Source organism: Allobosea sp. 05T439, from assembly GCF_056396005.1.
Window position 1 is genome coordinate 14,994 of the sequence record NZ_JBFTKP010000013.1, and the last position, 23,764, is coordinate 38,757.

A 23,764-nucleotide genomic window follows, 5' to 3' on the forward strand; every position below is an offset into this window, starting at 1 on the left:
GTGGAAACGGAGCGCGCTCATCGCGCATCGGCCATCGGAACCTAATCGTTCGCGGCGCGTAGTACAGGACGAGTTAGTGACCCCAAACTTGGCCCGGCTCTCCTAAAGGGGGCCGGGTTTCTGTTGTCTGGATCGGAGCAGGCGAGGCACCGGCAGGCCTCGGCTCAGGGGCAAGCAGTCCAGGGGGCATCTGCGAGCCTCCGGTCAGGGGGCCAGGAGTGCGACCACAATCCAGGCCAATACTGCCAGGACAAGCCCTGCGATCAGAACCTTCAGGACCGGGCGGCCAAGGAAACCCTGCCGTGCTTCGACGGGCGTCTCCTGTGCGGGATGGGCGGCCGAGTGATCGTCGGGGCGCAGAGGAGAGATCGGGTCGCCGCCCCGTGTCGCCGATTGCCGTTCGGCCCTGCGTTCAGTCTCCGTTTCCATGGCGTTCTCCTCCGCACGGTTTCAAGCTCGCGGCTATCCGCGAATGACGGAACAACGGTGCCGCCGGACGTCAGGTTCCGCCGCGCGGCTGATCCGAACCACAGGAAACGGGTGGCTGCACCCCGCGGCCAATCGCTAATTCGCCTTGACGACACCGACAGGGGAGCGAGCTGTGGAACTGGAAGACAAGGCGCTCATCATCACGGGTGCGAGCAGCGGAATCGGCGCTGCGGCGGCTCTATTGTTCGCAGCCGAAGGAGCCAAGCTGGTTCTCGGAGCCCGCCGTGGTGCCGAGATGGAAACCTTGGCTGCGCAGATCCGGAAGAACCATGGCCGGGCCGTGTGTCTGGCCGGCGACGTCAGAGATGAGGACTATGCCAGCGCGCTCGTCGCCCTGGCCCTCAAGGAATTCGGTCACCTCGACGGCGCCTTCAACAATGCCGGCATCGTCGGCGACATGATGCCGGTCGCCGAGATGGGGATGGCCAACTGGAACGATGTCATCGCGGTCAATCTGACGAGCGCGTTTCTGGCAGCGAAAGCCCAGATCCCGGCCATGAAGGAGAGCGGGCAGGGCTCGATCGTCTTCACATCCTCCTTCGTCGGCTTCAGCAATGGCGGGCTGCCGGGAATGGCGGCCTATGCCGCGTCCAAGGCGGGCATGATCGGCCTGATGCAGTCGCTGGCCTCCGAGCATGCCGCGGACGGCATCCGCGTCAATGCGCTCCTGCCGGGCGGCACCATCACGCCAAGCGGTGGCGAGGGACAGCCGGCCGTCCTGGATTTCGTCGCCAACCTGCACCCGATGAAGCGCATGGCGAGTTCAGAGGAGATCGCGCAGGCGGCCCTGTTCCTGTTGTCCGACAGGTCCAGCTTCGTGACGGGAAGCCCGATGCTCGTGGATGGCGGCATTTCCGTGCGGCTGGCMTGATACCGGCGCTGAAGCGAGCCGCCAGATCAGGATTGGCGGGCGACGATCGGAAGTACCTTCGATCGAGCGCCTCGCCATCTCCCGCGGGGACCGGGAGGAGCGACACGGTTTGGGAACGTATGGGTCTCGCTGGCGTTAGCTCGTCTATCGGCTTCATCAATGGCAGAGGCATGGCAATGCGAGAGCACACAACCCCGGCGGTCGAAAGTCTCCGGAAGGAGCAGAAGCAGCAGCGAAAGACCGAGCGTGAAAGCACGCCGGAACAGCAGCTCGACAAGGCGCTGAAGGATACGTTCCCCGCAAGCGACCCGGTCGCCGCGCAGAGCCCGGCCAAGCCTGGGGCGCCGGGGAAGAGGCGGCAGTAGGATGAACGTCGCCGGMTGGCTCCGCCCACGCGGAACCAGCCCAAAGGTCGCGTGAGCGGACATGAAGGGCGCTCGTCCTCTCGCGCGGCGAACATAATGTGCCGCGTTGGCAAGCCAACGCGCGGTGTCTCCGTCGAGCGCCGGAAGTGCACGGTCCGCGCTCGGCCGCGTAGCGTCGCCGACGCAGTGTTCAGCGCCGCGGCCGCTTGCTCCGCAATCGAGGCCGCCTCCGCCGGCCGCTGAATCCGTTCATCACAAGCAAGATCATCGAAATCAGCATGGTCAATCGCAGGCCCGGCGCATCATGCTCCAGATCCTGCTTGCGATCGGCGGCGGCCGTGTGACCAAAGGTCGGATCAATCGCGGCGCACCCGAGGCGATTATGGGAGCTCTCTATGCCTCCGCCGGCTACCAGATCGGCCTGAATGGCCGCTCGCATGCCTATGACGGCAGGCTGGGGATCAAAATCTGGTAAAGCAACCTGTACCCCGAAGGCCCGCAGAGATTCACGCAGCCATCGACATCACTGGTTCAGGCTTCCGAGCTCCATGCCGGGCTTGATGCCCGCAGCGATTCTCAATCTCGATCAAGGCGAAGAGTGGCAAAGCTAGACCCTTTACTGAGGCTCCTGCGCAGTCGTGGAGATTGCCCAATGACCGACCGCGCCGTAGCGGCAGTATCGGTGACATATTTCACACATATGGCCGGCTAATGGGCCACAAGCTTCCGGTCCGTCTTGCGTGCGTCCGGACCGGCTGTATGCCTGTAGCCTCGCACGGCTCCAACGGCACGCCCGATGCTCTTCAATTCTACCGAGTTCATCTTCGTCTTTCTTCCGCTTGCGGTGCTTCTGCACTTCGCATTGGCGCGCGTGAGCGCCGCGGCCGCGATCATCGGCACGACGCTGTCGTCGCTCGTCTTCTATGCATGGTGGAACCCGCCTTATGTGCTGTTGCCCGTGGCGTCGATCGTCGCGAATTTCTGGTTCGCACGGCTGATCGCAGCCGCGGAGAAGCCGGCGGCGAAGCGACTCCTGGTCTTCGGAATCGTCAGCAACATCCTCGTGCTATGCTATTGGAAATACGCTGATTTCCTTCTCTCGATCGTTCATTCCTACAAAGCCGCGCCCCCCGTCGTTCCGCTCGCCTTGTCGTTCACGACATTCGTGCAGATCGCCTTTCTGGTCGACGTCTACCGCCGCAAAGTTCCGCTTCATTTCAGCCGCTACGCGTTCTTTGTCGCCTTCTTCCCGCATCTGATCGCGGGACCCATCGTGCGCTGGAACAGCTTCGGCCGGCAGCTCGGCGATGATGCGCGCTTCCGGTTGGATTGGTCGAACGTTGCCCTTGGGCTGACGATTTTCATCATCGGCCTCGCCAAGAAGGTGCTGATCGCCGATTCGCTTTCGCCGCATGTCGGCACGGTCTTCGACGCTGCGGCGAGGGGCGACCCGGTTACCGCCATCGCCGCATGGGGCGGTGCCCTAGCCTTCTCGGCCCAGATCTACTTCGACTTTTCCGGCTATTCCGAGATGGCGATCGGCCTCGGGCTGTTGTTCAATTTCCGGCTGCCCGTGAATTTTGCCGCACCATTGCGCGCAACCAGCATCCTGGACTTCTGGCGGCGGTGGCACATCACGCTGTCGCAGTGGCTGCGGGACTATGTCTACGGGCCGCTGACCTTCGGCCGGCCGATGGGGTGGTGGCGCGCCATCGCAGTGATGATCACGATGACCCTGGCCGGTCTCTGGCACGGAGCCGGGTGGACGTTCGTGGTATGGGGCGCCTATCACGGCTGCCTTCTCACCATCAACACGATCTGGCAGCGGATCGTGCCCGAGCGGGATGAGCCGACACAGACTGGGCGGTTCGTCGGATGGGCGCTGACCTTTACGGCCTTCGTGGTGGGCTCTGTCCTGTTTCGCTCTGCGGATATCGAGACGTCGGGGCATCTCTTCGCCGCCATGGGAGGCATGGGTCAATCCCCGGTCGCGGAGGCGCTCACGCTCCAGCACGACTGGTGGGCGATACGCCAGGGCTGGATCTCTGAGGCCTTCATCCGCACCTGGCTCGGCAGCACCTGGTCGCTCACCGGGACTGCGCTGACCCTGCTGGCGCTGGCGATTGCCCTTCTCCTGCCGGACCCGATGGAGATCACCGGCTATCGCGAAGGCGATGCTCAGTCGAACTGGCGAAGACATGTCGGCGCGCTGGCCTGGCGCCCCTCGCTCATCGCCCTCGGCACGGCCTTCCTGCTCTTCGGCGAAGTGTTCTTCCGGCTCGGGCAGGTGAGCGAGTTCCTCTATTACCAATTCTGACGATCAGTCTGGGAGCGTAGCGTTTGATGGCAACGGACAAGGGCGAAGCCGAAATCACCGCGTGGTGCGTCGCGCATCTCGCCAAGGGGCTGCGACGTCCTGCGGAAAAGATCGATCCGCAGGCCAAGTTCACGCGCCTGGGCGTCGATTCCGCGATGGCGGTTTACCTGGTGGCCGAGCTCGAGGAATGGCTTGGGCGCGAACTCGCCCCTGAACTGGCCTTCGAATACCCCAGCATCGCAGCGCTTGCCCGTCACCTCGCGGGAGCGCAGGATTGAACCAGATTCCGACAATTCAGGAGAGCCCGGCGGTCCTCGAGGCCGGCTACAGCTCGATGGTCGAGCTGCTGCGTGCGCGCGCCGCGGAGCAGCCGAACGAGCGCGCCTATGCCTTCCTGTCGGATCGCGGCGGCGAGGAGGCATCGCTCACCTTCTCGGAGCTCGAGCGCCGCGCCCGTGCGCTTGCGGCGGAGCTGGTAGGGCGCGGTCTCTCCGGAGAGCGCGCGCTCCTGATGTTCCCGCCTGGGCTCGATTTCCTCGTCGCCTTCTTCGGCTGCCTGATTGCCGGCACGATCGCTGTACCGATGATGCCGCCACGGCGCCTGGGCGCGCGCAATTCGAGCGCCAGCATCGTCGCCGACTGCACGCCGCGTATCGCATTGACGAGTCCGGCACTGCAGGCGACACGCGGCGACCTCTCGGAGCGTCTCCAGGCCCCCACGCTCGATTTCATGGCCGTCGACGCCACGAAGGAGGCCCAGGCGCCGGCGGGAAGCATGTTCCCGGAGCCCGGCCTGCAGGACCTGGCTTTCCTGCAATATACCTCGGGCTCGACGTCGGATCCCAAGGGCGTGATGGTGAGCCATGGCAACCTTCTCGCCAATAGCGAGATGATCCGGCTCGTATACGGCAACACCCGCGCGACGACCTATGTGAGCTGGGTGCCGCTCTATCACGACATGGGGCTCATCCTGAACGTGCTGCAGACGCTCTATATCGGCTCGCTTTGCGTACTCATGGCCCCCGTCAGCTTTATGCAGCGCCCCCTGAACTGGCTGCGCGCGATCAGCGACTACCGCGCCGAGTTCGCGACGGCGCCGAACTTTGCCTTCGATCTCTGCGTCGATCGCTTCCGCCCCGACCAGATGGCGGGGATCGATCTGTCCCACTGGAAAATTGCGCTCAACGGCGCCGAGCCGGTGCGCGCGGAAACGATGGAGCGCTTCACCGAGACMTTCGCGCCCTATGGCTTCGCGCCGGACGCATGTTCGCCGGCCTACGGGCTCGCGGAGGCGACGCTTCTCGCCTCCGGCGGCGGACGGGGGCGGGGGCTCGTAAAACGTCGGATAAGCCGGGAGGCGCTGCAACGCCTTCGCGCGGCCGCGCCGACGAGCGAAGACGACGCGCAGTTCGTCGCAGGCTGCGGCAAGGCCCTCGTCGGCGAAAGGCTCGCGATCGTCGATCCGGAGACATGCCGACGCCTTCAAACCGGTCATGCCGGCGAGATCTGGATTTCCGGTCCGAATGTCACCCAGGGCTATTGGCAAAACGCCAAGGCCACCGCCGCGACCTTCTGGCCGCGGATCGAAGGGGAAGCGGCGGAGCGCTGGCTTCGTACCGGCGATCTCGGGTTCCTCGATGACACCGGCGAGCTCTTCATCACCGGGCGCATCAAGGACGTGATCATCATTCGCGGCATCAACCATTATCCGCAGGACCTCGAGGACACCGTTCAGGCGAGCCACCCGGCCTTGCGGAGGCATGGCGGCGCCGCCTTCTCGATCCTGGACGAGGATGGCGAGGGCCGTCTTGTCGTGGTGCAGGAAATCGAGCGGACGCAGATGCGCCACGTCTCCATCGATGACATCGAGGACACGATCCGCGAGGCGATCGCCACCGAGCACGAGCTTGCCATCCAGGATGTCGTACTGATCCGCCCCGGCAACCTGCCGAAGACGACGAGCGGCAAGATCCAGCGCGGCCTTGCCCGCAGCCTTTTCCTCGACGGACGCCTTGCCGAACTCCAGCCAGGTTTGCCCGATGCTCTGGCGTAAGAAGCAGCCGGTTTCCGCTGCGTCCGGGATGAACCCTCGGACCTATGCGCTGGCCCTTATCCTGGGCGCTGCGGCGTTCTTTGCCAGCGTGGTCGTCGCGAATGTCGTGATCGATCCGCAGGGCGTGTTCGGCACAAACGTCCTTCCGCGTACGCCCAACCTCAATTACCACTACCGTAATCTCGCGGCCTATGACGCTGCGCCGGACAGTTTCGAGGGCGTGCTGTTCGGCTCCTCTCGCGCCCAGGCCACTGCGCCAGCGGAGCTGTCCCGCCGCTTGGACGGGGTGAATTTCGCCAGTTTCTGGGCCACACGCGGCATGCTGCCGGACTTCCTGCCCGCGCTCGAATACGTCCTCGCCGACAAGGCGAAACGAGGGCAGCACTTGCGCACGGTGTTCCTGCTCCTCGATATCGATACCTTCGGAGATCCCCCGGCGACAAACCGCTACATCGAGACCTTGCTGCCTCAGGCCCTGAGCGGCGAAAGCGGCGTGTATTTCTGGTGGCGCAATCTGACGGCCATGCAGGTCCGGAGCTGGCAGCGTATCCTGCGCGAGGCCCGCGCCGCGATCGAGGAGAGGGATCGCAAGAGCCCTTCGGTCGTCGACAAGGTGAAACTGGCATTCGTCCGTTTGGCATCGTTGAGCAGCTTGGCCGGGCGTGGCTCGCAGGCCGGAAGCGACTACAACAGGCCGTTCGCGCAGCGCGCGTATTTCGCAGACCAGCTGCAGATCCTGCAGCGTATCGCCACGCTGTCTCGACAGAACGGCACCAGGCTCATTGTGGCCGTCAGCCCGCTCCACCGTGCCGTCGAGAGCCGCTATTTGCCGAAGGATCTCGCGCAAGCGCTTGATCAGGTTGCGCGTGTCACGCCGCTCTGGGACTTCACGGGCGCCGACTGGCTCTCGGACGATCCGAACTATTGGATGGGCGACCAGGCTCACTATTCCGCTGAGGTCGGCCGCATGATGCTGGCCCGCATTTTCGGCGAGCCGATGCCGCCCAACTGGGAACGATTCGGCCGGTTGAGGGGAGCGGAGGGCGCCGTCGCTTCAAAGGTCGATGCGCGGCGCTGAAGTGCGCCGCCGCTTGATTCTCTTCCCGCCGCGCTCGATCAATTTCCAGATCAGAACAGCATAGCGTCAGAGCTCGGCAGTTCCCTCGCGAGCCGCAACTGACGCTTGGCCCACGTGCTGGAAATGCCAGAATCGCGCTGGTGTAGCCCGAATGTGCCCGAGCAGATACGGCGCCGCGGCATCTTAATGCCGTTCGCCAACTCAATGGTTCCATGAGGTTTTATGGTCGGAGCGAGAGGATTCGAACCTCCGACCCCTTGTCCCCCAGACAAGTGCGCTAACCGGGCTGCGCTACGCTCCGACAGGGCGGCTTATAGAGGGGTGGGCGCGCGGATGCAACGCGCTTCGGCATACTCTCCGCAGGGTTTTTCAGAAGCGCTGCATCGCCGCCATGCCGCGCTGCCATATCTCGCGCCAAGCCTTGGTTCGGGGCGCGAAAGAACCACGTCCACCTGCGCTTTCGGCGTGCACCGGGAACAAGCGCCAAGKGGCTCCATGGCAGGAGCCGGCTGGACGCATACCCTTGAGCGATAGCCTTCCGGCTTCGAAACCGTCGGCATTAACTGCATGTTAAGCAAAACATTGCGGAGAGAGCCGTTCGTCCACATCCTCCCTCCCGGATGATCGGTGGAGAGTGGCATGACCGCGACGATTGCGTTGGGTGCGAAGGGAACAGCCGCAAGGGCGACACGGAATCAGGACCGCGCTCTCGAAACCTTCTTCGCCGAGCTGCAGCCCGATTGGCATTCGCGCTGGGCCTGGAAGAACTACGAGCGGACGATTCTCGCCCTGACCCGACAGTTCGGCTTGAGGCGGATCTGCGAGATCGGTGGTGGCCGCGACCCGCTGTTCTCCGCCGCCGAAGCCGCCAGCCATGGTCTGGACCTCGTCGTCAATGATATCGACGCGAACGAGTTGGCCTTGTCGGCGCCCGGCCTGCGGACGGCGCGTTTCGACATTGCTGGCGATCTGTCCGAACCTGATGTCGAATGCGGCGGCTACGACCTGATGGTCTCGCGCATGGTCTTCGAGCATATCCGGGATGTCGAGCGGGCCTGGACGAACATCCATGCGCTGCTGGCGCCAGGCGGAATGGCGCTGGCCTTCTTCCCGACGCTCTGGGCGCCGGTCTTCGCGCTGAACCACATCCTGCCGGAGGCCGCCTCGCGCGCCATCTTGCACGCGCTGTTTCCGGCACGTCGGCAGGACGGCAGCGATCCAAAATTCCCGGCCCATTACGACTGGTGCCGCGGCAGCCGCGCGCAGCTGACGCCGATGCTCAACCGGGCCGGATTCCGCGATGTTCACGTCCAGCGCTTCTGGGGGCATGGCTATTTCGAGCGCTTGCCGGGGCTGCGGGAGATCGACCACGCCTTCAACCTGCTGGCTGCGAAAACGGGCTGGGACCTGGTGACGACCTACGACTACGTGCTGGTCCGCAAGGCGCCGGTCTAGGACACCGACCTGAAAAATGGATTGCGGTCTTGGGGAAGCCGATGCGGACACAGAAGGGCAGGTCAGAGAACCGGAGACGATATCCAGTCCGATGACCTATGCCCGACCAGCGGGCAATCGTCCGCGCGGGAGTTGACCGGCAGCGTTGCCCGGCTTGAGCGCTGCCAGGCCCCAGACCAGCCCGAGCAGCAGGTAGAAGTGCCGCCAGTGGTCMGTGTCGATCTGGACACCCTGCAGGATGGTGATGAACAGCACCGACCACAGCACGATCGCGTGGTTCTGCCAGGGCGAGCGGTTGAAGACGAGACGCCAGCCGACATAGCAGGTGGTGACCATCAAGCCGAGATAGGCGATGCCGCCGAGCCAGCCATAGGAGGCGAACGCATTGATGTAGACGTTGTGCGGATCTTCCGGGAAATGCCAACGGAAGCGCAACGGGCCAAGCCCGTTGGGCGCATCGAGGAGGAGCGGGAGCGAGCGCAGCTGGCTGCCGAATCGGCCGGTTACGCCCTGGTCGTAGCTCTGGTTGAGGCTGGCGCGAATCTCGAAGATGTCGCGGATGCTCTCGAACGAGAGCGCGATCAGCAATGCGACAAGGATGCCCCCAAGCGCAGTGAGGGTGAGCATCACGATCCGGGCGCGGCGCGCAGCGTTGGGTGCAGTCAGGAACATCAGCCCGACCATCATCAGGGCCGAGCCGGCCAGATTGCCCCAGGCCCCGCGCGAGAAGGCCAGCAGCACGGCCATCAGCGGCACGCTCATCACCAGGAAGCCGCGTATCAGGCCCAGGCGCCCAATCAGGATATGCTGCAGCGCGTAGACGATAGGCACCACGAGGAAGGGCCCCAGCACATTGGGATCCTTGAACGTGCCGGAGGCGCGGCCGGCATAGGAGAAGACGTCGGAAAGGCCGGCGATGTCGAAATAGCCGAGGATGCCGGCAAAGCTCGCGCACCAGGCGGCGAAGAGATAGCCCTTGCGCAGGGTTTCCAGCCGGCCGAGCGGGTCCTCCGCCATGATGGCCGCGAAGAAGATCGCAGTGATCATCAGGTAGACCGAGACGGCTGTGAAGCGCACGGAGGCCGGCTCGTCCATCCACGGAATTAGCGAGAAGATGCCGCCGATATTGTAGAGTAGCAGCAGAACGACCATCGGCAGCAGCTTTTGCGAGAAGCGGATGCCTGTCAGCGCGAAGACGAACAGCGTGAGCAGGAAGAAGAATTCATAGGGTGACGGCTCGATCAGCGCGAAGCCGCTGGAGGCGGTCAGCAGCCAGAGCGTGCCTCGCTTGATCGAGGCCAAGGACACCCTCAGGCCGCGACGGCCGCCTTCATCTCCCGCGCGGTCGGCGAGCGCGCTCAATAGGCGTTCTCGGACTTGGTCAGCAGCGAGATCGGCGTCTTGTACAGAATGTAGAGATCGAGCATCACGGACCAGTTTTCGATGTAGTACAGGTCGTGCTCGACGCGGCGCTGGATCTTGTCCTCGGTGTCGGTCTCCCCGCGCCAGCCATGGATCTGAGCCCAGCCGGTGATGCCCGGCTTGACCCTGTGGCGGGCGAAATAGCCGTCGACCACCTGCTCATAGGCGCGGCTGTCGGCCTTGCCGTGGACGACATGCGGGCGGGGGCCGACCAGCGAGAGATTGCCCTTGAACACCACGTTGAAGAGCTGCGGCAACTCGTCGATCGAAGTCTTGCGGATGAAACGGCCGACGCGGGTGACGCGCGGATCATCCTTGGTCACCAGCTTGCTGGCGGTAACATCCTGCATCTCGTGATAGAGCGAGCGGAACTTGAAGACTTCGATCTGTTCGTTGTTGAAGCCGTAGCGCTTCTGCCGGAACAGGACCGGCCCCTTCGAGTCGAGCTTCACCGCGATCGCCGTGATCAGAAGAACCGGCGAGAGGGCGATCAGGGCAAGGGTGCCGACGATCTTGTCKAACAGCCATTTCACCACGATGTCCCAGTCCGCGATCGKCCGGTCGAACACATCGAGCACCGGCACCGCGCCGATATAGGAATAGGAGCGCGGTCGTAGCCGCAGCTTCGACATATGGGCGGAGAGACGGATGTCGATCGGCAGAACCCAGAGCTTGCGCAGCATCTGCAGGATGCGTCCCTCCGCCGAGATCGGCAGGGTGAAGATCACCAGGTCGAGCTTGGTGCGGCGGGCGAACTCGACAAGGTCGTCGATCGTGCCGAGCTTTGGATAGCCGGCGACGAGATCGGGCGAGCGATCGTCGTTGCGATCGTCGAAGACGCCGCAAATCTGCAGTCCGGAGTCCTTTTCCGCTTCGAGCGCCTTGATCAACGCTTCGCCCGCAGCGCCGCCGCCGACGATGGCCGTGCGCCGCTCGAGCCGTCCCGTGCGTGTCAGCCGGCGCACGGCCATCGTCACGAGAAGGCGCTCGCCGAGCAGGGCTGCGAGACCGCCGCCATAGAAGCCAGCCAGCCAGACCCGGGAAAACTGGCTTCCGACCTTCATGAAGAAGAAGGCGGCGAGTGCGATCAGGAACAGCATGGTCCAGCCCGCGACGAGCCGGGCAGCCGTCGGGACGAAATGGCGCAAAGCGCCTATATGGTAGAGATGCAGCGCCTGGAAGGCGGCGAGTGCGCCGACGCTCACCAGGAGAACGGTGATCTGATAGAGAAGGGTGCTGCTGGTGGTGCCCGCGACATAGAACCAGTAGACCAGCCCTGCCACGCTGACGATGGCCAGAACGTCGAACAGGCGCACCAGGCCTTCGATCAGGACCGGGGAGAGTGTCGGCTTGACCGGCATCGCCGCGATGCGTTCGGCCAGGGGATGGAAAGCGCGGGTCGAACCCGTCTTGCTCCCCCCGGCTGGATCTGATGCTCCGGCCGCGTCGGCCTGGATCAGGTCACGCACATCGAAAGTGCCCATCACACGCTACCTCTACTCAGACCGGAGCAATACTCACCTCCCGGTCCCGGCTTGCGATTAGCTCAAAATGCTCTCGGAAGGCTTAATCCGATGCTTCGCTGTCTTGTGGCCAGCAAGGAGACTCTACGGCATTCCGGACCATCGCGAACGGTCCAGTTTATCCCCMTGCAAGCGGCGTCTCAAACCCGATGCAAAGAAAGTTGATTTTCTCTCGTCCGGCCAAGGAATTAGCTCACTCCCATTTTTTCCGATTTTGCATCGAAAAGCAGTCGTTTCTGGCCCATAAAGTTGATGTTGGTTGACAAAAAGCATTAAAACGGGCATATCCATTCGCGATGAGTGTCTGAGAAGAACATTTCTGAGCGATGCCCGCGGTTGCCAATTCAGGCAATTGGGCAAGTCGCTGTGCAGCCCCAGCAGTTCAATCTGCCAGGGCTTGGTCTTCGAAACTCGTTCGTAAAAACTCTAACTTTGCTTAGCTGCCTAACGTCGCTTCCCGACGGTAAGCGCCGGCTTCGCCCGTGTGCATCATGTCTTTTCATTGGTTGGTTCTGCTCGCAGCGATTGCTGTCGAGATTGTCGCGACGGCCGCGTTGAAGTCGGTCGTCGCTGAGCCGTGGCTCATCACGGCTCTACCGCTCGTTCTGATCGGATTGTCCTTCGCGCTGCTCAGCGTGGCGCTGCGTGTCATCCCCATGGCGGTTGCCTATGCCGTCTGGGAGGGGCTCGGCATCGTCGGCATCGCCGCCGCGGGCCATCTTCTCTTCGGCGAGCATCTGACGCCTGAGCGCCTGCTGGCGCTTGCGGCCATCATCGCCGGTATCGTGCTGCTCGAGCGCGGTGTCGGGCACGGTGTCGAGGAGGGTAAGCAGGGGAGGCTGGCGTGACCATGCTTCTTCAGCCGCAGTCGCTTGCCTTTGCCTGGCTTGGGCTTGCGGTCATACTCGAAGTCCTCGGTACCTATCTGCTCAAGCTCTCCGACGGCATGACGCGGCGATTGCTCGGTGCCGTCGGGATGGTCCTCGTCGTCGGCGCCTTCGCGGCCCTGGCACAGGCCATACGCGGCATGGACCTTTCGGTCGCCTACGCGGTCTGGGGCGGAGCGGGGCTGGTGATCACGGCCATCGTTGGAGCCCTTGCCTTCGGGCAGCGGATCTATCTGTCCGGCTGGGTCGGCATCGCGCTGGTCATCGCAGGCGTCGTCGGCCTGAAGTTCCTCTAAAACATCGGCCCGAAAAGTGGAATGCGGTTTTCGGGACAAAGCCGATGCAAACACAAAGGGTTAGGTCACCGGACTGGATACGATTTCCTGTCCGGCGATCTAACGCGACAGTGTTTCATCACGCGTCGATACCGCGTCGCACCAGCGCGACGCGGTATGCTGCCAGTACGCCGTCGATCATCGCGTTGAGGCAGAAGTTCTGGCGGACATGTTGTGCCAGATCGATCGCCTGTGCGCGTCGTTCGGGTTCGGGCATGGCCAGGGTCGCACGAATGCTCCCAGCCAAGATTGCCGGGTCATCGGCCGGTATCAGGCGATGCGCGTGATCCGGGCCATAGATTTCCTTGATGCCGCCGACATTCGTCGAAATCAGCGGCTGGGCTGCTGCCGCCGCTTCAAGGATGACATAGGGCAGCGATTCCGCCCGCGACGGGATCACCATGACATGGGCCTGGGCCAGCGCGGCGCGAATCGGGCCGGGCGGCTCGAACACGCATTGACTGCCGATGCCGCGGTCGAACGTCATCTGCCGCAGCACGGCCTCGTCGGGGCCCGCCCCCACGATCAGGATGCGCGGCTCGAGGCTGTCGCGGCGCTTCAGCAAGGCGAGCGCATCGATCAGCGTATCGACCCCCTTCGCGGAGCGCAGCTCCCCGAGATAGACGAGGTCGAACCTTGCCTTGGCATGGTCGATCGGCTCGAACTCGGCTTCCGAAATACCATTCAGGACGATCCGGTAATCGCTGCGCGGCTTGTGGCCGATATAGGCTTCGAACCGCCCTGCGATGAAGGCGCTCTCGAAGCAGAACATGTCCGTCGCACGCTCCAGCAGCCGTTCGACCGACATATAGATGCGATGCTCGGCGCCGCCGGGCTTGTAGTTGAAGCTGCCGCCATGCGGCGTATAGGCCGTGATATAGCGCCGCTGCGGTGAAACCAGCGCAGGCAGGCGCGCATAGACGCCGCCCTTCGAGCCATGGGCGTGCACGACATCAGGGGAAAGGCGCGCCCGCGTCGCGTTGGCCGCCAGTTGCGCCCTGCAGTCCATGAGGCTCGGGTAGCGCGACATCGGCACGCGCGTGACGCCAAGCGCGAGGTCCGGGCCAAACTCGGCGAAAACCTGGTCGGCACGCACACCGCCGGTATTCGAATCGCAGAAGATGCCGACCTGATGCCCGCGCTCCACTTGCCCGCGAGCCAGATCGAGGACATGGCGAAACAATCCGCCGAGCGGCGCCCGAAAGACGTGCAGGATGCGCAGCGGCTTCATGCCGGGGGCGTCCGCCATGGCCGTCACCTCGTTTGCGCTCAGAACCAGCGTTCCTTGATGACGATCGTGTCGCCCGGCTGCACCTGGTAGGTGATCGGCACCGTCCCGGTGACGAGCTGGCCGTCGATCTGGCGCGTGACCTCGGCATAGTTGCGCTGGCCGCGCGGGGTGAAGCCGCCTGCAATGGCGACCGCGGTCTGCACCGTCATGCCATTCACGAAGGGGAACTGGCCGGAGTTGGTGACTTCGCCCAGGACGAAGAACGGGCGGTAGGTATCGACCTCGACCGAAACCTTGGGTTCGCGCAAAAAACCGCCGCGTAGCTTGCCTTCGATCGCCTGCTCGAGTTGCCGGGTCGTGCGTCCCTGGGCCTCGACGGGGCCGATCAGCGGCATCGAGATGCGCCCGGAACCGTCGACGGCGTAGATGTTCGACAGATTGTCCTGACCGAAGACGATGACGCGCAGCCGGTMGCCGCTGGCGAGCCGATAGGGCACATTGACGTCGACGATCGCGAGTTCCTGCGCTGCATAGCGCGGCGCGCAGGCGCTCGTCGCTAGTGCGACCGCCAGGGCCAGTGGGGCGAGTGATCGACTCATCGCATATTCAGTCCATCCAAATTCTGCCGTCACGTTAGGGTGGCTATGGTTAACAAAAGTTGAGCACGACCTCCCTCGCTGCCCCCCCTCGCTGGAGATGCCGCCACCTCTTAACTCGCCAATAACCTTAATCAGCTTTGATTGACCCTGCGTCCTGTGCTGGGCGCGCGAGTTTTGCGTGAATGGGTGAGTCATGACCTCTCGATCCGATGACGGAATGCGGGATGCCGGCGAGAGCCGCGGCGACATGCTCGATCTTTCCGCGCTCTGGGCCGCCATCAAGCGGCGCAAGCTCTGGGTGCTCGGCCCCACAGTGCTGGCGCTCGGCCTCTCCTTCGTCGCCGTCAATCTGGTCACGCCGCGCTACACGGGCGAGGCGCGGCTCCTGCTCGAGAATCGGGACAGCTTCTATACCCGTCCGGGGCAGGGCGGGGCCGAAGCCACAAGCCAGCAATTCGACAGCGAGGGCGTGCAGAGCCAGGTCCAGGTCATCATGTCGCGTGACCTCGCTCGCGAGGCGATCAAGCGCATCGGCCTCGTCGGCAATCCCGAATTCGATTCGGGCGCCGGCGCGCTGAGTGCGCTGAAGCGGCTTGGCGTGCTGGTCGGGCTGGGCGCGCATCCGGCCGATCGCTCGCCCGAAGAACGCGTGCTCGATCAATTCTACGACCGCCTGCTGGTCTTCCCGGTCGGCCGGTCCCGCATCGTCGCGATCGAGTTCACGTCGCGCGATCCGGCGCTGGCGGCGCGCGGAGCCAACGAGATCGCCAATATCTATCTCGAGATGCTGGAGGCGGCGAAGCAGGACACCGCGCGCAGCGCTTCGTCCTGGCTCTCAACCACGATCGAGCCGCTGCGCAAGCGCGTCGCCGAGGCGGAGGGCAAGGTCGAGGACTTCCGCTCGCGCAACGGACTGCTCGTCGGAACGAACAACACCACCATCACCGCACAGCAATTGGCGGACCTCTCCACCCAGCTCTCCAATGCCCGCAGTCAACAGGCCGAGGCCCAGGCCAAGGCCAGCGTCATTCGCGATGCGATGAAGAGCGGGCGGACCTTCGAGATTCCGGACGTTGCCAACAATGAACTGGTCCGCCGTCTGATCGAGCAGCGCGTCAATCTGCGCGCCCAGATCGCGCTGGAATCGCGCTCGCTCCTGCCCGGGCACCCGCGCATCAAGGAACTCAGCGCCCAGCTCGCCGATCTGGAGGGCCAGATCCGCGCGGCCGCCGAGCGCACGGTTCGCACCCTGGAGAACGAGGCACGCATCTCCGGCCAGCGCGTCGACAGCTTCACGGCCGCCCTCGAGGGGCAGAAGAAGAATGTCTCGAGCGCCAACGACAAGGAAGTGCAGCTGCGAGCGCTGGAGCGCGAGGCACGCACCCTGCGCGATCAGCTCGAGCAATATATGCAGCGCTATCGCGAGGCCGTGGCGCGCGACACCCAGAACGCCAGCCCGGCCGATGCACGCATCATTTCGCGCGCCGTCGAACCCACCGAGCCGTCCTTCCCGAAGAAGATCCCGATCATCCTCGTTGCGACGCTCGCGACCTTCCTCGTCGCGCTCGCCATGGTGGTCTCGCGTGAGCTCCTCAACGGCACTGCGGGGTCATCGCCCGGCTCCAATGGCCCGCGGCGTGCGCCGGGCTGGGTCGGCGGCGGCGGGGCTGGGGCCGCGCAACATCCGTCCGACGGAGACGAGCGCCGCGAGCGCGTTGCGGGGCTGCTGACCCATACCGGCCGAGTGGGCCGGGTTCCCCTGGCCGCGGCCGATCCCGAAGGGGCTCTTACGGCGCTTTCCGAGCGAATTGCGGCGCCTCCCGCCGAGATGGCGCCGCTGGCCGTGCTGCTCGACGGGGCCGGTCCCGAAGCGATGTCGGCACGGGATCTCGCGGAACTGCTGTCCCGCCACTCCCGTTGCGTGCTGGTCGACCTTGCCAGCGACGATGACGAACTGGATGAGCTGGGGTTCTCCGAGCTTCTTGCCGGCGAGGCCCAGTTCTCCGAGATCATCATGCGCGAACCGGGCTCGCGGCTGCATCGCATCAGCGCTGGACGCGCAGGGCGCAGGGCGGTTCTGGCCGCGCCTGATATCGTCGAGGTGGCGCTCGATGCGCTCTGCGAGACCTATGACTGGGTCTTGGTCTCGGCGACTTCGGGCGATGAGAGCGCCGTGCTCGCACCGCTGGTCGGACGTGCGCAAGGTGTCTTCGTCATGGCGGGCAGCATCGGCAACGGGCACGCCATGGAGGCCGCCTATCGGCTCGCCGATTTGACGACGGCGCCGGTTTCTCTCGTCGTGGACAAGCTCGAGGAGACGGCGGGCGTGCCATTTTCCGTCCGCGAGCATGATGCGGCGATGGCCTGAGCCGAAGCTTATCCCGGCCGGGGGCGGCCGGGATCGTCAGGGCCCCGTGGCCCTGCACCTCCTGCGAGATGCGCAGACCTTGCGCATCTGATTTTGCGAGAGGCGTTGCCGCTCAGTCGTCGTCAGTGGCGAGTGTTCGGTTCCGGTTCAGCCAGCCCGAGGCGCGTTGTGCGAGCTTCAGTGCCACTGGAGAGCTCTTGATCCTGCGCTTCGCGGCACGTTTGGCCCGGCTGAACAGGACAAAGGCATGCCCCTTCGGCGTCAACGGCAGGAAGGTGTCGACGAGTTCGTCCCGGTCGTCGCATACCGTCGTCTTGTAGCGGGCTTCGCCGACGCCGAGGTCGAAGACCTCGATTCCGGCACGACATTTCAGCTTGATCAAGTCGACCAGCAGGATCTCGCCAGGGCTCGACTTGGCGAGGTCGCCGTCCATGTCGAAGGATGTGGCCATGCCTGAGAAACGCTGGCCCTGCACGGCGCCGACATAGGTTGCGACACAGCGGCCATCGAGATCGAGCGAGTAGAGCTCGAGAACGGGCGTGTCAGTGCGGTCAGGGCTTGCTCCCTGGCGCAGGAAGTCACCCAGGGCGGGCTCCGCGAAGGGGTTTGGAACGCCCATGCTGGCAAACCGCGCCGCCTTCTGGCTCAGGAAAGCGGAAACGACCCGCTCGATATCCTCCTGGGTTTCGGCCTTGAGCAGGACTGAGCTGCCGAAGCCGGCGAAGCGGTTGCGCTTGTTCTTCAGCTTCTTGCGGGCATGCGAGCTCATCGAGCGCCGCAGCGAGCCTTCGCAGTCTCGTCCCTCCAGCGCGAGCTTGTAGGCTCCGCTCGGACTCGGCCCTGCCGCAAGCTGCGCGAGCGGGTTGGGAACGCCTTGCCAGTCCTTCGGCTGGTTGACGAAGATGAAGGCGTCGAGATCTCCAATGGCCGTGCCGATCTCGACAAGCAGGGCTCGCGCGCCGGCCGTATCGAGGGCGACAGCGAAGGCCGGGGCATAGAGCCCCATATGATAATTGGCGTGCTTGCCGCCGATGAATTCGCCGAAGCGAACGCCGTTGCGCCGTGTCAGCGCCAGCGGCAGGATGGCCTGGGTGCGCCCGGCCGCGTCGCGCAGCGCGGCATATCGGAACTCCGTACCGTGGGCTGCCCCGACCGTCTCGACGAAGGGCCTGATCCAGCCATAGGCCTGGTAGGGCGTCACCAGAGCTGCCGCTTCCAGGCTGCGCCACTCGGCTTCCAGGGCGGCAGGGTCGCTGCTGATCGTGATGCTGTGCCAGGGGCGCGCGCGCTCCCCCCTGCTCCTGATCGCTGTCAGGTTCAGGGCCGAGGCCGGAGTTCCGGCGCGTTCGGCAAGTGCAGACATCGTCTCTGGACCCTCGGGTGGCGGCATTCCTCGCTGTCCTTAACCCGCTATTGTGAACGAACCTGCCAGGTTGGCTTCGACCAGCCGAAGCATCGGCGAACAATATTAGCGAGCGGTTGCTGCCCGGAGCCGGATGAGCCTGCGACACCAAGCCTTTTCCGCCGCATTCAAGGCGATTGCGCTGACCGGCGCCGACCGATGGGCGAAGGACCTCGCTCAGGGCGCGGGCATGATTCTGACCCTGCATCATGTCCGGCCCTGGCGCGAGCGGGGCTTCGCCCCCAATCGTCTGCTGGAGATCACGCCTGAATTCCTCGACCAGACGCTGACACTGATCAAGGCTCAGGGCTATGACATCGTCTCGCTCGATGAAGCGGTGGCGCGACTGCAGAGCCCGCTCTCCCAGCGCTTCTTCGTGGCGCTGACCTTCGACGACGGCTATCGCGACAATCTCGATCATGCCTGGCCGGTCCTGGCCAAGCATGGCGTGCCCTGGACATTGTTCGTGACGACGGGCTTTGCCGAGCGCACCGCGCGGCTCTGGTGGCTGGAAATGGAGGAGGCGATCCGGGCTCTGCCGCGCTTCACCCTGGACTTGCCGGATGGCGGGTTCTCGGCCCGCACCGAATCTGATCGCGAGAAGCAGCTGACCTTCGAGACGCTCTACTGGCGTCTGCGCAAAGGGCCGGAAGCGATTCTGCTGTCAACGATTTCCGATCTTGCACGTCAGGCCGGCATCGATAGCGCAGCCCTGGTCGAGCGCGAATGCCTGCCCTGGGAGACACTGCGCTCGCTCGCCGGCGCGCCCGGCGTGACCATTGGAGCGCATACGCTGAGCCACCCGATGCTGGCCAAGCATCCCGAGGATTTTGCCCGAGCCGAGATCGTCGAGAGCAAGGCACGGCTCGAGCAGGAGCTCGGCCTGCCCATGCGCCATTTCGCCTATCCCGTCGGCGATCCGGGCTCCGCCGGCAAACGTGAATTCGCCCTGGCCAGGGCGGCTGGCTTCACCAGCGCGGTCACCACGCGGCCGGGCCATCTCTTCGATCGGCATGAGCGGCATCTGCATGCGCTGCCGCGTGTCTCGCTGAACGGCTATCACCAGAGCGAGGCAGCGCTGCGGGCGCTGCTGTCGGGGCTGCCGTTCCTGCTCTGGAACAAGGGGCGGCGGCTGAATGTCGCCTAGATCCCATCGGACCGGATATCCCGTCCGATGATCCAGACTTCCATGTTTGCAACGGCTTTTCCGAAAGCCGCAATGCGCATTTCAGGCCGATCTCAGCGTGGCCCGTCCTTCCGCTCCATCCACTTGATCAGCGGCAGCAGGGGCAGCACCCAGGCGAGGCCGAGCGCGATATAGGCGATGGTCTGCACCAGCTTGGGCGCGTCCGTGATCCGCCCCTGCGCCAGTGCCATGGCGACCAGCGCATAGACGCAGACGAAGATCAGGATCACCACGGTGCCGATCAGCTTGCGGTGGCTCTGGGTCATCTCTCGTCTCCATGCCGGCGCGGCTGCGGCATTGCGGGCGTTGTTCGCGTCTTCGCGCGGGTCTATCTGTCACCCCCAACGACGCTTGTGAAGCGCGACATTTGCGACCCGAGGTCCCCATCCCGTGACGATTGCTCTCGATCAGCCGCGTGGCGGCGCTGTCAGCTCCGCCAACCACGCAGGCATCCGCCGCTGGCTCTGGATCGTCGCGGCACTCGTCTTCGCGATGGTCGTGGTCGGCGGCGCGACCCGCCTGACCGGCTCAGGCCTCTCGATCACCGAATGGCGACCGGTCACCGGCGCGATCCCGCCGCTCTCCGACGCCGCCTGGGCGCTGGAATTCGAGAAGTACCGCGCGAGCCCGCAATACCAGCTGCTCAATGCCGGCATGGCGTTGTCGGAATTCAAATTCATCTTCTGGTGGGAGTGGGGGCACCGTCAGCTCGGCCGCTTCATCGGCCTGGTCTATCTCGTCGGCTTCCTTGTCGTCGCCCTCCGCCGGCTCCTGCCTTGGCGCCAGAGTGCCGTGCTGTTCGGCATGGGGCTGCTGCTTGGCCTGCAGGGTACGATCGGCTGGATCATGGTCGCGTCGGGGCTCCAGCCAGGCATGATCGCGGTCGCCCCGGTCAAGCTGACGCTTCATCTCACCTTCGCCGGCCTGTTCTTCGCCGCCGTTGTCGCGTTCGCCACCTGGCTGACCCCGCTGCGGCGGGTCGAGCAGGCGAGGGGCCGCCTGGCCGCCTGGGTGTTGCTGGTGCTCACCTTCGCTCAGATCGCGCTAGGCGGCCTCGTCGCCGGCTCCCGTGCGGGCTTCACCTTCAACACCTGGCCGCTGATGGATGGGGGGCTGGCTCCGGCTTCGTCGACGCTGTTTGCGCAGACGCCGCTCTGGGAGAACTTTGTCGATAACGTCGCCCTGGTGCAGTTCAACCACCGCATCGGCGCCTATCTGCTGCTGGCGGCCGCGCTCTGGCATGCCGTTGCGATGCGCCGCGCAGCGCCTGGGTCAGGCAGTGCCAAGCGCGCAACGGCGATTGCCGGCCTCACCCTGACACAGGCCGCGCTCGGCGTCGTTACGCTGCTTCTGGTGGTCCCGCTCTGGGCGGGGCTCGCCCATCAGGCGCTCGCCTTCATGGTGCTGGCGATGACAGTCGTACATGTCACGCGGAGCGGGGCTGGCACCGCGCATCCAGTCCGGGCCTGACGCCACCGGAACACTGTCGCTCCGAGCGGCAAAGGAAAGAGACCCGGGATCCCGGCCGGAATGGTTCATGGAGGGATCCCGGGTCTGCATTTTTTCCGGGGGGACGCCCCGTCGGAGCGCTGCCGGATGCTAGATCAGCGCCTGATCGAGATCGCCGATCAGGTCGGCCACGTCCTCGAGCCCGATCGAGAGGCGCACGACCTCCGGTCCGGCGCCCGACGCGGTCTTCTGTGCGTCCGAGAGCTGGCGATGCGTCGTCGAGGCGGGGTGGATCACCAGCGAGCGCGTATCGCCGATATTGGCGAGATGCGAGAACAGCTGCAGGTTCGAGACCAGCTTGACACCCGCATCGTAGCCGCCCTTCAGGCCGATGGTGAAGACCGCGCCCGCTCCCTTCGGCGAGTAGCGCTTGGCGAGGTCGTGATACTTATCGCCGTCCAGGCCGGGATAGCTGACCCATTCCACCGCCGGATGCGTCGAGAGGTGCTTTGCGACGGCGAGTGCGCTCTCGCAGTGGCGCTGCATGCGCAGCGGCAGGGTCTCGATGCCCGTCAGGATCATGAAGGCATTGAAGGGCGAGAGCGCCGGGCCCATGTCGCGCAGGCCGAGCACGCGGGTCGCAATGGCGAAGGCAAAATTGCCGAAGGTCTCGCCAAGCACCATGCCGTTATATTCCGGCCGCGGCTTGGACAGCATCGGGTAGCGCTCGTCGCCCACCCAGTTGAACGAGCCGCCATCGACGATCAGGCCGCCGATCGAGTTGCCGTGCCCGCCCAGGAACTTGGTGGCGGAATGCACGATGATGTCGGCGCCGTGCTCGAACGGGCGGATCAGGTAGGGGCTCGCMATCGTGTTGTCGACGATGAGCGGAATGTTGTGCTTCTTGGCGATGGCCGCGACGCCGGCAATGTCGACGATCACCCCGCCCGGATTGGCGATCGACTCGATGAAGATCGCCTTGGTGCGCGGGGTCACCGCGGCGGCGAAGCTCTCAAGATCGTCGGAATCGGCCCAGATCACATTCCAGCCGAAATTCTTGTAGGAATGGTTGAACTGGTTGATCGAGCCGCCATAGAGCTTGCGCGCGGCGACGAACTCGTCGCCCGGCTGCAGCAGGGCGTGGAAGCAGAGGAACTCGGCGGCGTGGCCGGATGCGACGGCGAGCGCCGCAGTGCCGCCCTCGAGCGCGGCGACGCGCTCCTCGAGCACCGCGTTGGTCGGGTTGCCGATCCGCGTATAGATGTTGCCGAAAGCCTGCAGGCCGAACAGCGATGCGGCGTGGTCGACATCGTCGAAGACGAAGGATGTCGTCTGGTAGATCGGCGTGGCGCGCGCGCCGGTGGCTGCATCAGGCGCTGCACCGGCATGAATGGCGAGCGTATGGAAACCCGGTGAGCGGTCTGACATGGCGTGCTCCCTGCAAATTCTGATCGTGAAACGGTCCCGTTCGATTTAACGAACGCTCTGTGCGGCGTCAATTCGGCCGGACGGGCCTGAGAGCGGGGCCGATATGCTCCGGCCTGATCCCCAGGCCGATCAGCCGTGCCGGCAGGCGGCGCAGCAGCGGGAAGCGCTGCAGGAGGCGCAGCGGCAGCGGCGGCGCCACCGGTCCGCGGCTGGCGAGCAGCGGCGTGATCACCCGGTTCTGGATGGCGATCTGCATGGATTGGGTGAGTTTTGCCGGGAATTCACGGCGATGCTGCACGGCTGCGAGCGCGGTATCCGTCAGCCGCCTCTCGCGGAGCGGCGCTGCCAGCAGGTTGGCCGTTGCGACGGCATCCTGCACCGCCAGATTGATCCCAACACCGCCGATCGGGGACATCGCATGCGCAGCGTCGCCGATGCAGAGCAGGCCGGGCTTCCACCAGCGCGTCAGGCGATCGACCGCGACCGAGAGCAGCTTGATGTCGTCCCAGCTGCGCAGCTCCGCTATCCGGTCCTTGAGAAAGGGCGAGAGCGCGACGACACCGTCCCGGAAGGCCCGCATGCCCCGGACCTGCAAGGATTCCAGCGAACCCTTGGGGATGATGAAGGCGCATTGCCAGTAGTCGCCGCGATTGAGCATGATGAAGAACCGGCCGCCCGCGACCTGGCCGAATGTCTGGTTGCGATCACTCTTGCTGCGCGACAGCCGGAACCAGAGCACGTCCATCGGCGCGCCGAGCACTTTCACCGGGAGGCCAGACGCCGCGCGCAGATCGGAGCTGCGCCCGTCGGCCGCAACCACGAGATCGGCCCTGATCGAAAGCGGGCCGTCGGGCGCCATGGCCGCGACGCCGGCCACACGCCCGTTCTGCTTGATCAGTCCCTCGGCCTTCGTCTGCATCCGCAGATGGAAGGAGGGCTGCTCGCGTCCCCGTTCCGCCAGGAAATCGAGAAAATCCCATTGCGGCATGAAGGCGACATAGGGAGCCTTGACCGGCAAATGGCTGAAATCGGCGAGCGTGATCTCGTCGTCTCCGAAGCGGGCGACGATATGGTCTTCCTTGCTGTGCGGCAGCTTCAGGAAGGCCTCGAGCAATCCGAGTTCATGCATCAGCTCGAGTGTCGAAGGGTGGATCGTGTCGCCGCGGAAATCCCGCAGGAAATCGGCGTGCTTCTCCAGCACGGTGACTTCGATTCCGGCTCGCGCGAGCAGGAAACCGAGCATCATCCCGGCGGGGCCGCCTCCGGCGATGCAGCAAGTGGTCGTTTCCTCGCGCATCGCCGTTCT

22 protein-coding genes and 1 tRNA gene are annotated in these 23,764 nt (G+C 64.8%); 13 read left to right on the forward strand and 10 right to left on the reverse strand.

Translation table 11 applies throughout. From position 1 onward, the window contains the following. Positions 1-204: 204 nt before the first annotated feature. Complete coding sequence (locus tag AC1DIO_RS16625) at positions 205-429, reverse strand: hypothetical protein (RefSeq protein WP_441508342.1); 225 nt, start codon at positions 427-429, stop codon at positions 205-207. 172 nt (positions 430-601) lie between these two features. Between AC1DIO_RS16625 and AC1DIO_RS16630 the strand changes: the two genes are divergently transcribed. The 7 genes from AC1DIO_RS16630 to AC1DIO_RS16660 all read left to right on the forward strand — a co-directional run bounded on the left by AC1DIO_RS16630 (position 602) and on the right by AC1DIO_RS16660 (position 7,173). Beyond that, on the forward strand, positions 602-1,360 hold the full coding sequence (locus AC1DIO_RS16630; protein ID WP_476853711.1) for an SDR family oxidoreductase: 759 nt from the start codon (positions 602-604) through the stop codon (positions 1,358-1,360). Positions 1,361-1,536: 176 nt separating this feature from the next. Further along, positions 1,537-1,725, forward strand: a complete 189-nt coding sequence (locus AC1DIO_RS16635; protein WP_141740231.1) for a hypothetical protein — start codon at positions 1,537-1,539, stop codon at positions 1,723-1,725. A 304-nt stretch (positions 1,726-2,029) separates the two neighbouring features. After that, entirely contained in the window at positions 2,030-2,200 is a 171-nt protein-coding gene (locus AC1DIO_RS16640) for a hypothetical protein (RefSeq protein WP_476770320.1), read from the forward strand. A 321-nt stretch (positions 2,201-2,521) separates the two neighbouring features. Beyond that, the gene (locus AC1DIO_RS16645; RefSeq protein WP_441508344.1) at positions 2,522-4,042 is read left to right on the forward strand and encodes an MBOAT family O-acyltransferase; all 1,521 of its coding nucleotides are present in this window, start codon (positions 2,522-2,524) and stop codon (positions 4,040-4,042) included. A 26-nt stretch (positions 4,043-4,068) separates the two neighbouring features. Then, entirely contained in the window at positions 4,069-4,320 is a 252-nt protein-coding gene (locus AC1DIO_RS16650) for an acyl carrier protein (protein WP_441490951.1), read from the forward strand. Next, a complete protein-coding gene (locus tag AC1DIO_RS16655; protein ID WP_441508345.1) occupies positions 4,317-6,095 on the forward strand; it encodes a fatty acyl-AMP ligase in 1,779 nt (592 codons plus the stop codon). Before AC1DIO_RS16650 ends, AC1DIO_RS16655 begins: the two co-directional genes overlap by 4 nt. Then, positions 6,082-7,173 carry a hypothetical protein gene (locus tag AC1DIO_RS16660; RefSeq protein WP_476853712.1) on the forward strand — a complete coding sequence of 364 codons (1,092 nt, stop codon included), beginning with the start codon at positions 6,082-6,084 and terminating at the stop codon, positions 7,171-7,173. Before AC1DIO_RS16655 ends, AC1DIO_RS16660 begins: the two co-directional genes overlap by 14 nt. 223 nt (positions 7,174-7,396) lie before the next feature. Here the strand turns inward: AC1DIO_RS16660 and AC1DIO_RS16665 are convergent. Beyond that, positions 7,397-7,474, reverse strand: a tRNA-Pro gene (locus tag AC1DIO_RS16665). A 338-nt stretch (positions 7,475-7,812) separates the two neighbouring features. Here AC1DIO_RS16665 and AC1DIO_RS16670 point away from each other — a divergent pair. Next, on the forward strand, positions 7,813-8,628 hold the full coding sequence (locus AC1DIO_RS16670) for a class I SAM-dependent methyltransferase (RefSeq protein ID WP_441508347.1): 816 nt from the start codon (positions 7,813-7,815) through the stop codon (positions 8,626-8,628). A gap of 96 nt (positions 8,629-8,724) precedes the next feature. Here AC1DIO_RS16670 and AC1DIO_RS16675 read toward each other — a convergent pair whose 3' ends face one another. Continuing rightward, complete coding sequence (locus tag AC1DIO_RS16675; RefSeq protein WP_476776350.1) at positions 8,725-9,930, reverse strand: O-antigen ligase family protein; 1,206 nt, start codon at positions 9,928-9,930, stop codon at positions 8,725-8,727. 56 nt (positions 9,931-9,986) lie between these two features. Then, positions 9,987-11,534 carry an undecaprenyl-phosphate glucose phosphotransferase gene (locus tag AC1DIO_RS16680; protein ID WP_476853713.1) on the reverse strand — a complete coding sequence of 516 codons (1,548 nt, stop codon included), beginning with the start codon at positions 11,532-11,534 and terminating at the stop codon, positions 9,987-9,989. A 530-nt stretch (positions 11,535-12,064) separates the two neighbouring features. On the opposite strand from AC1DIO_RS16680, the gene AC1DIO_RS16685 reads away from it, so the two are divergent. Both AC1DIO_RS16685 and mdtI read left to right on the forward strand, forming a co-directional pair. Further along, positions 12,065-12,421 carry a DMT family transporter gene (locus tag AC1DIO_RS16685; RefSeq protein WP_069881065.1) on the forward strand — a complete coding sequence of 119 codons (357 nt, stop codon included), beginning with the start codon at positions 12,065-12,067 and terminating at the stop codon, positions 12,419-12,421. Positions 12,422-12,423: 2 nt separating this feature from the next. Further along, positions 12,424-12,756, forward strand: coding sequence for a multidrug/spermidine efflux SMR transporter subunit MdtI (gene mdtI, locus AC1DIO_RS16690; RefSeq protein ID WP_476776386.1), 333 nt, complete (start codon positions 12,424-12,426; stop codon positions 12,754-12,756). Positions 12,757-12,874: 118 nt separating this feature from the next. Here the strand turns inward: mdtI and AC1DIO_RS16695 are convergent, their stop codons facing one another. Both AC1DIO_RS16695 and AC1DIO_RS16700 read right to left on the reverse strand, forming a co-directional pair. Then, positions 12,875-14,044, reverse strand: coding sequence for a glycosyltransferase family 4 protein (locus tag AC1DIO_RS16695; RefSeq protein ID WP_476770324.1), 1,170 nt, complete (start codon positions 14,042-14,044; stop codon positions 12,875-12,877). 20 nt (positions 14,045-14,064) lie between these two features. Continuing rightward, a complete protein-coding gene (locus AC1DIO_RS16700; RefSeq protein ID WP_476853714.1) occupies positions 14,065-14,625 on the reverse strand; it encodes a polysaccharide biosynthesis/export family protein in 561 nt (186 codons plus the stop codon). Positions 14,626-14,818: 193 nt separating this feature from the next. Here AC1DIO_RS16700 and AC1DIO_RS16705 point away from each other — a divergent pair, with 193 nt between their 5' ends. Next, on the forward strand, positions 14,819-16,993 hold the full coding sequence (locus tag AC1DIO_RS16705; protein ID WP_441508352.1) for a GumC family protein: 2,175 nt from the start codon (positions 14,819-14,821) through the stop codon (positions 16,991-16,993). A gap of 112 nt (positions 16,994-17,105) precedes the next feature. Here AC1DIO_RS16705 and AC1DIO_RS16710 read toward each other — a convergent pair whose 3' ends face one another. Beyond that, a complete protein-coding gene (locus AC1DIO_RS16710; RefSeq protein ID WP_476853715.1) occupies positions 17,106-18,383 on the reverse strand; it encodes a GNAT family N-acetyltransferase in 1,278 nt (425 codons plus the stop codon). 106 nt (positions 18,384-18,489) lie between these two features. Between AC1DIO_RS16710 and AC1DIO_RS16715 the strand changes: the two genes are divergently transcribed. Then, entirely contained in the window at positions 18,490-19,542 is a 1,053-nt protein-coding gene (locus AC1DIO_RS16715) for a polysaccharide deacetylase family protein (RefSeq protein WP_476776354.1), read from the forward strand. Between the two features lie 92 nt (positions 19,543-19,634). Here AC1DIO_RS16715 and AC1DIO_RS16720 read toward each other — a convergent pair whose 3' ends face one another. Continuing rightward, positions 19,635-19,847, reverse strand: a complete 213-nt coding sequence (locus AC1DIO_RS16720; protein WP_069881058.1) for a DUF2842 domain-containing protein — start codon at positions 19,845-19,847, stop codon at positions 19,635-19,637. A gap of 124 nt (positions 19,848-19,971) precedes the next feature. Between AC1DIO_RS16720 and AC1DIO_RS16725 the strand changes: the two genes are divergently transcribed. Next, entirely contained in the window at positions 19,972-21,051 is a 1,080-nt protein-coding gene (locus AC1DIO_RS16725) for a COX15/CtaA family protein (RefSeq protein WP_476770328.1), read from the forward strand. Between the two features lie 129 nt (positions 21,052-21,180). Here the strand turns inward: AC1DIO_RS16725 and AC1DIO_RS16730 are convergent, their stop codons facing one another. After that, on the reverse strand, positions 21,181-22,458 hold the full coding sequence (locus AC1DIO_RS16730) for an O-acetylhomoserine aminocarboxypropyltransferase (protein WP_476853716.1): 1,278 nt from the start codon (positions 22,456-22,458) through the stop codon (positions 21,181-21,183). A 67-nt stretch (positions 22,459-22,525) separates the two neighbouring features. Continuing rightward, positions 22,526-23,755, reverse strand: a complete 1,230-nt coding sequence (locus AC1DIO_RS16735; RefSeq protein WP_476776356.1) for an FAD-dependent oxidoreductase — start codon at positions 23,753-23,755, stop codon at positions 22,526-22,528. Between the last annotated feature and the right edge of the window lie 9 nt (positions 23,756-23,764).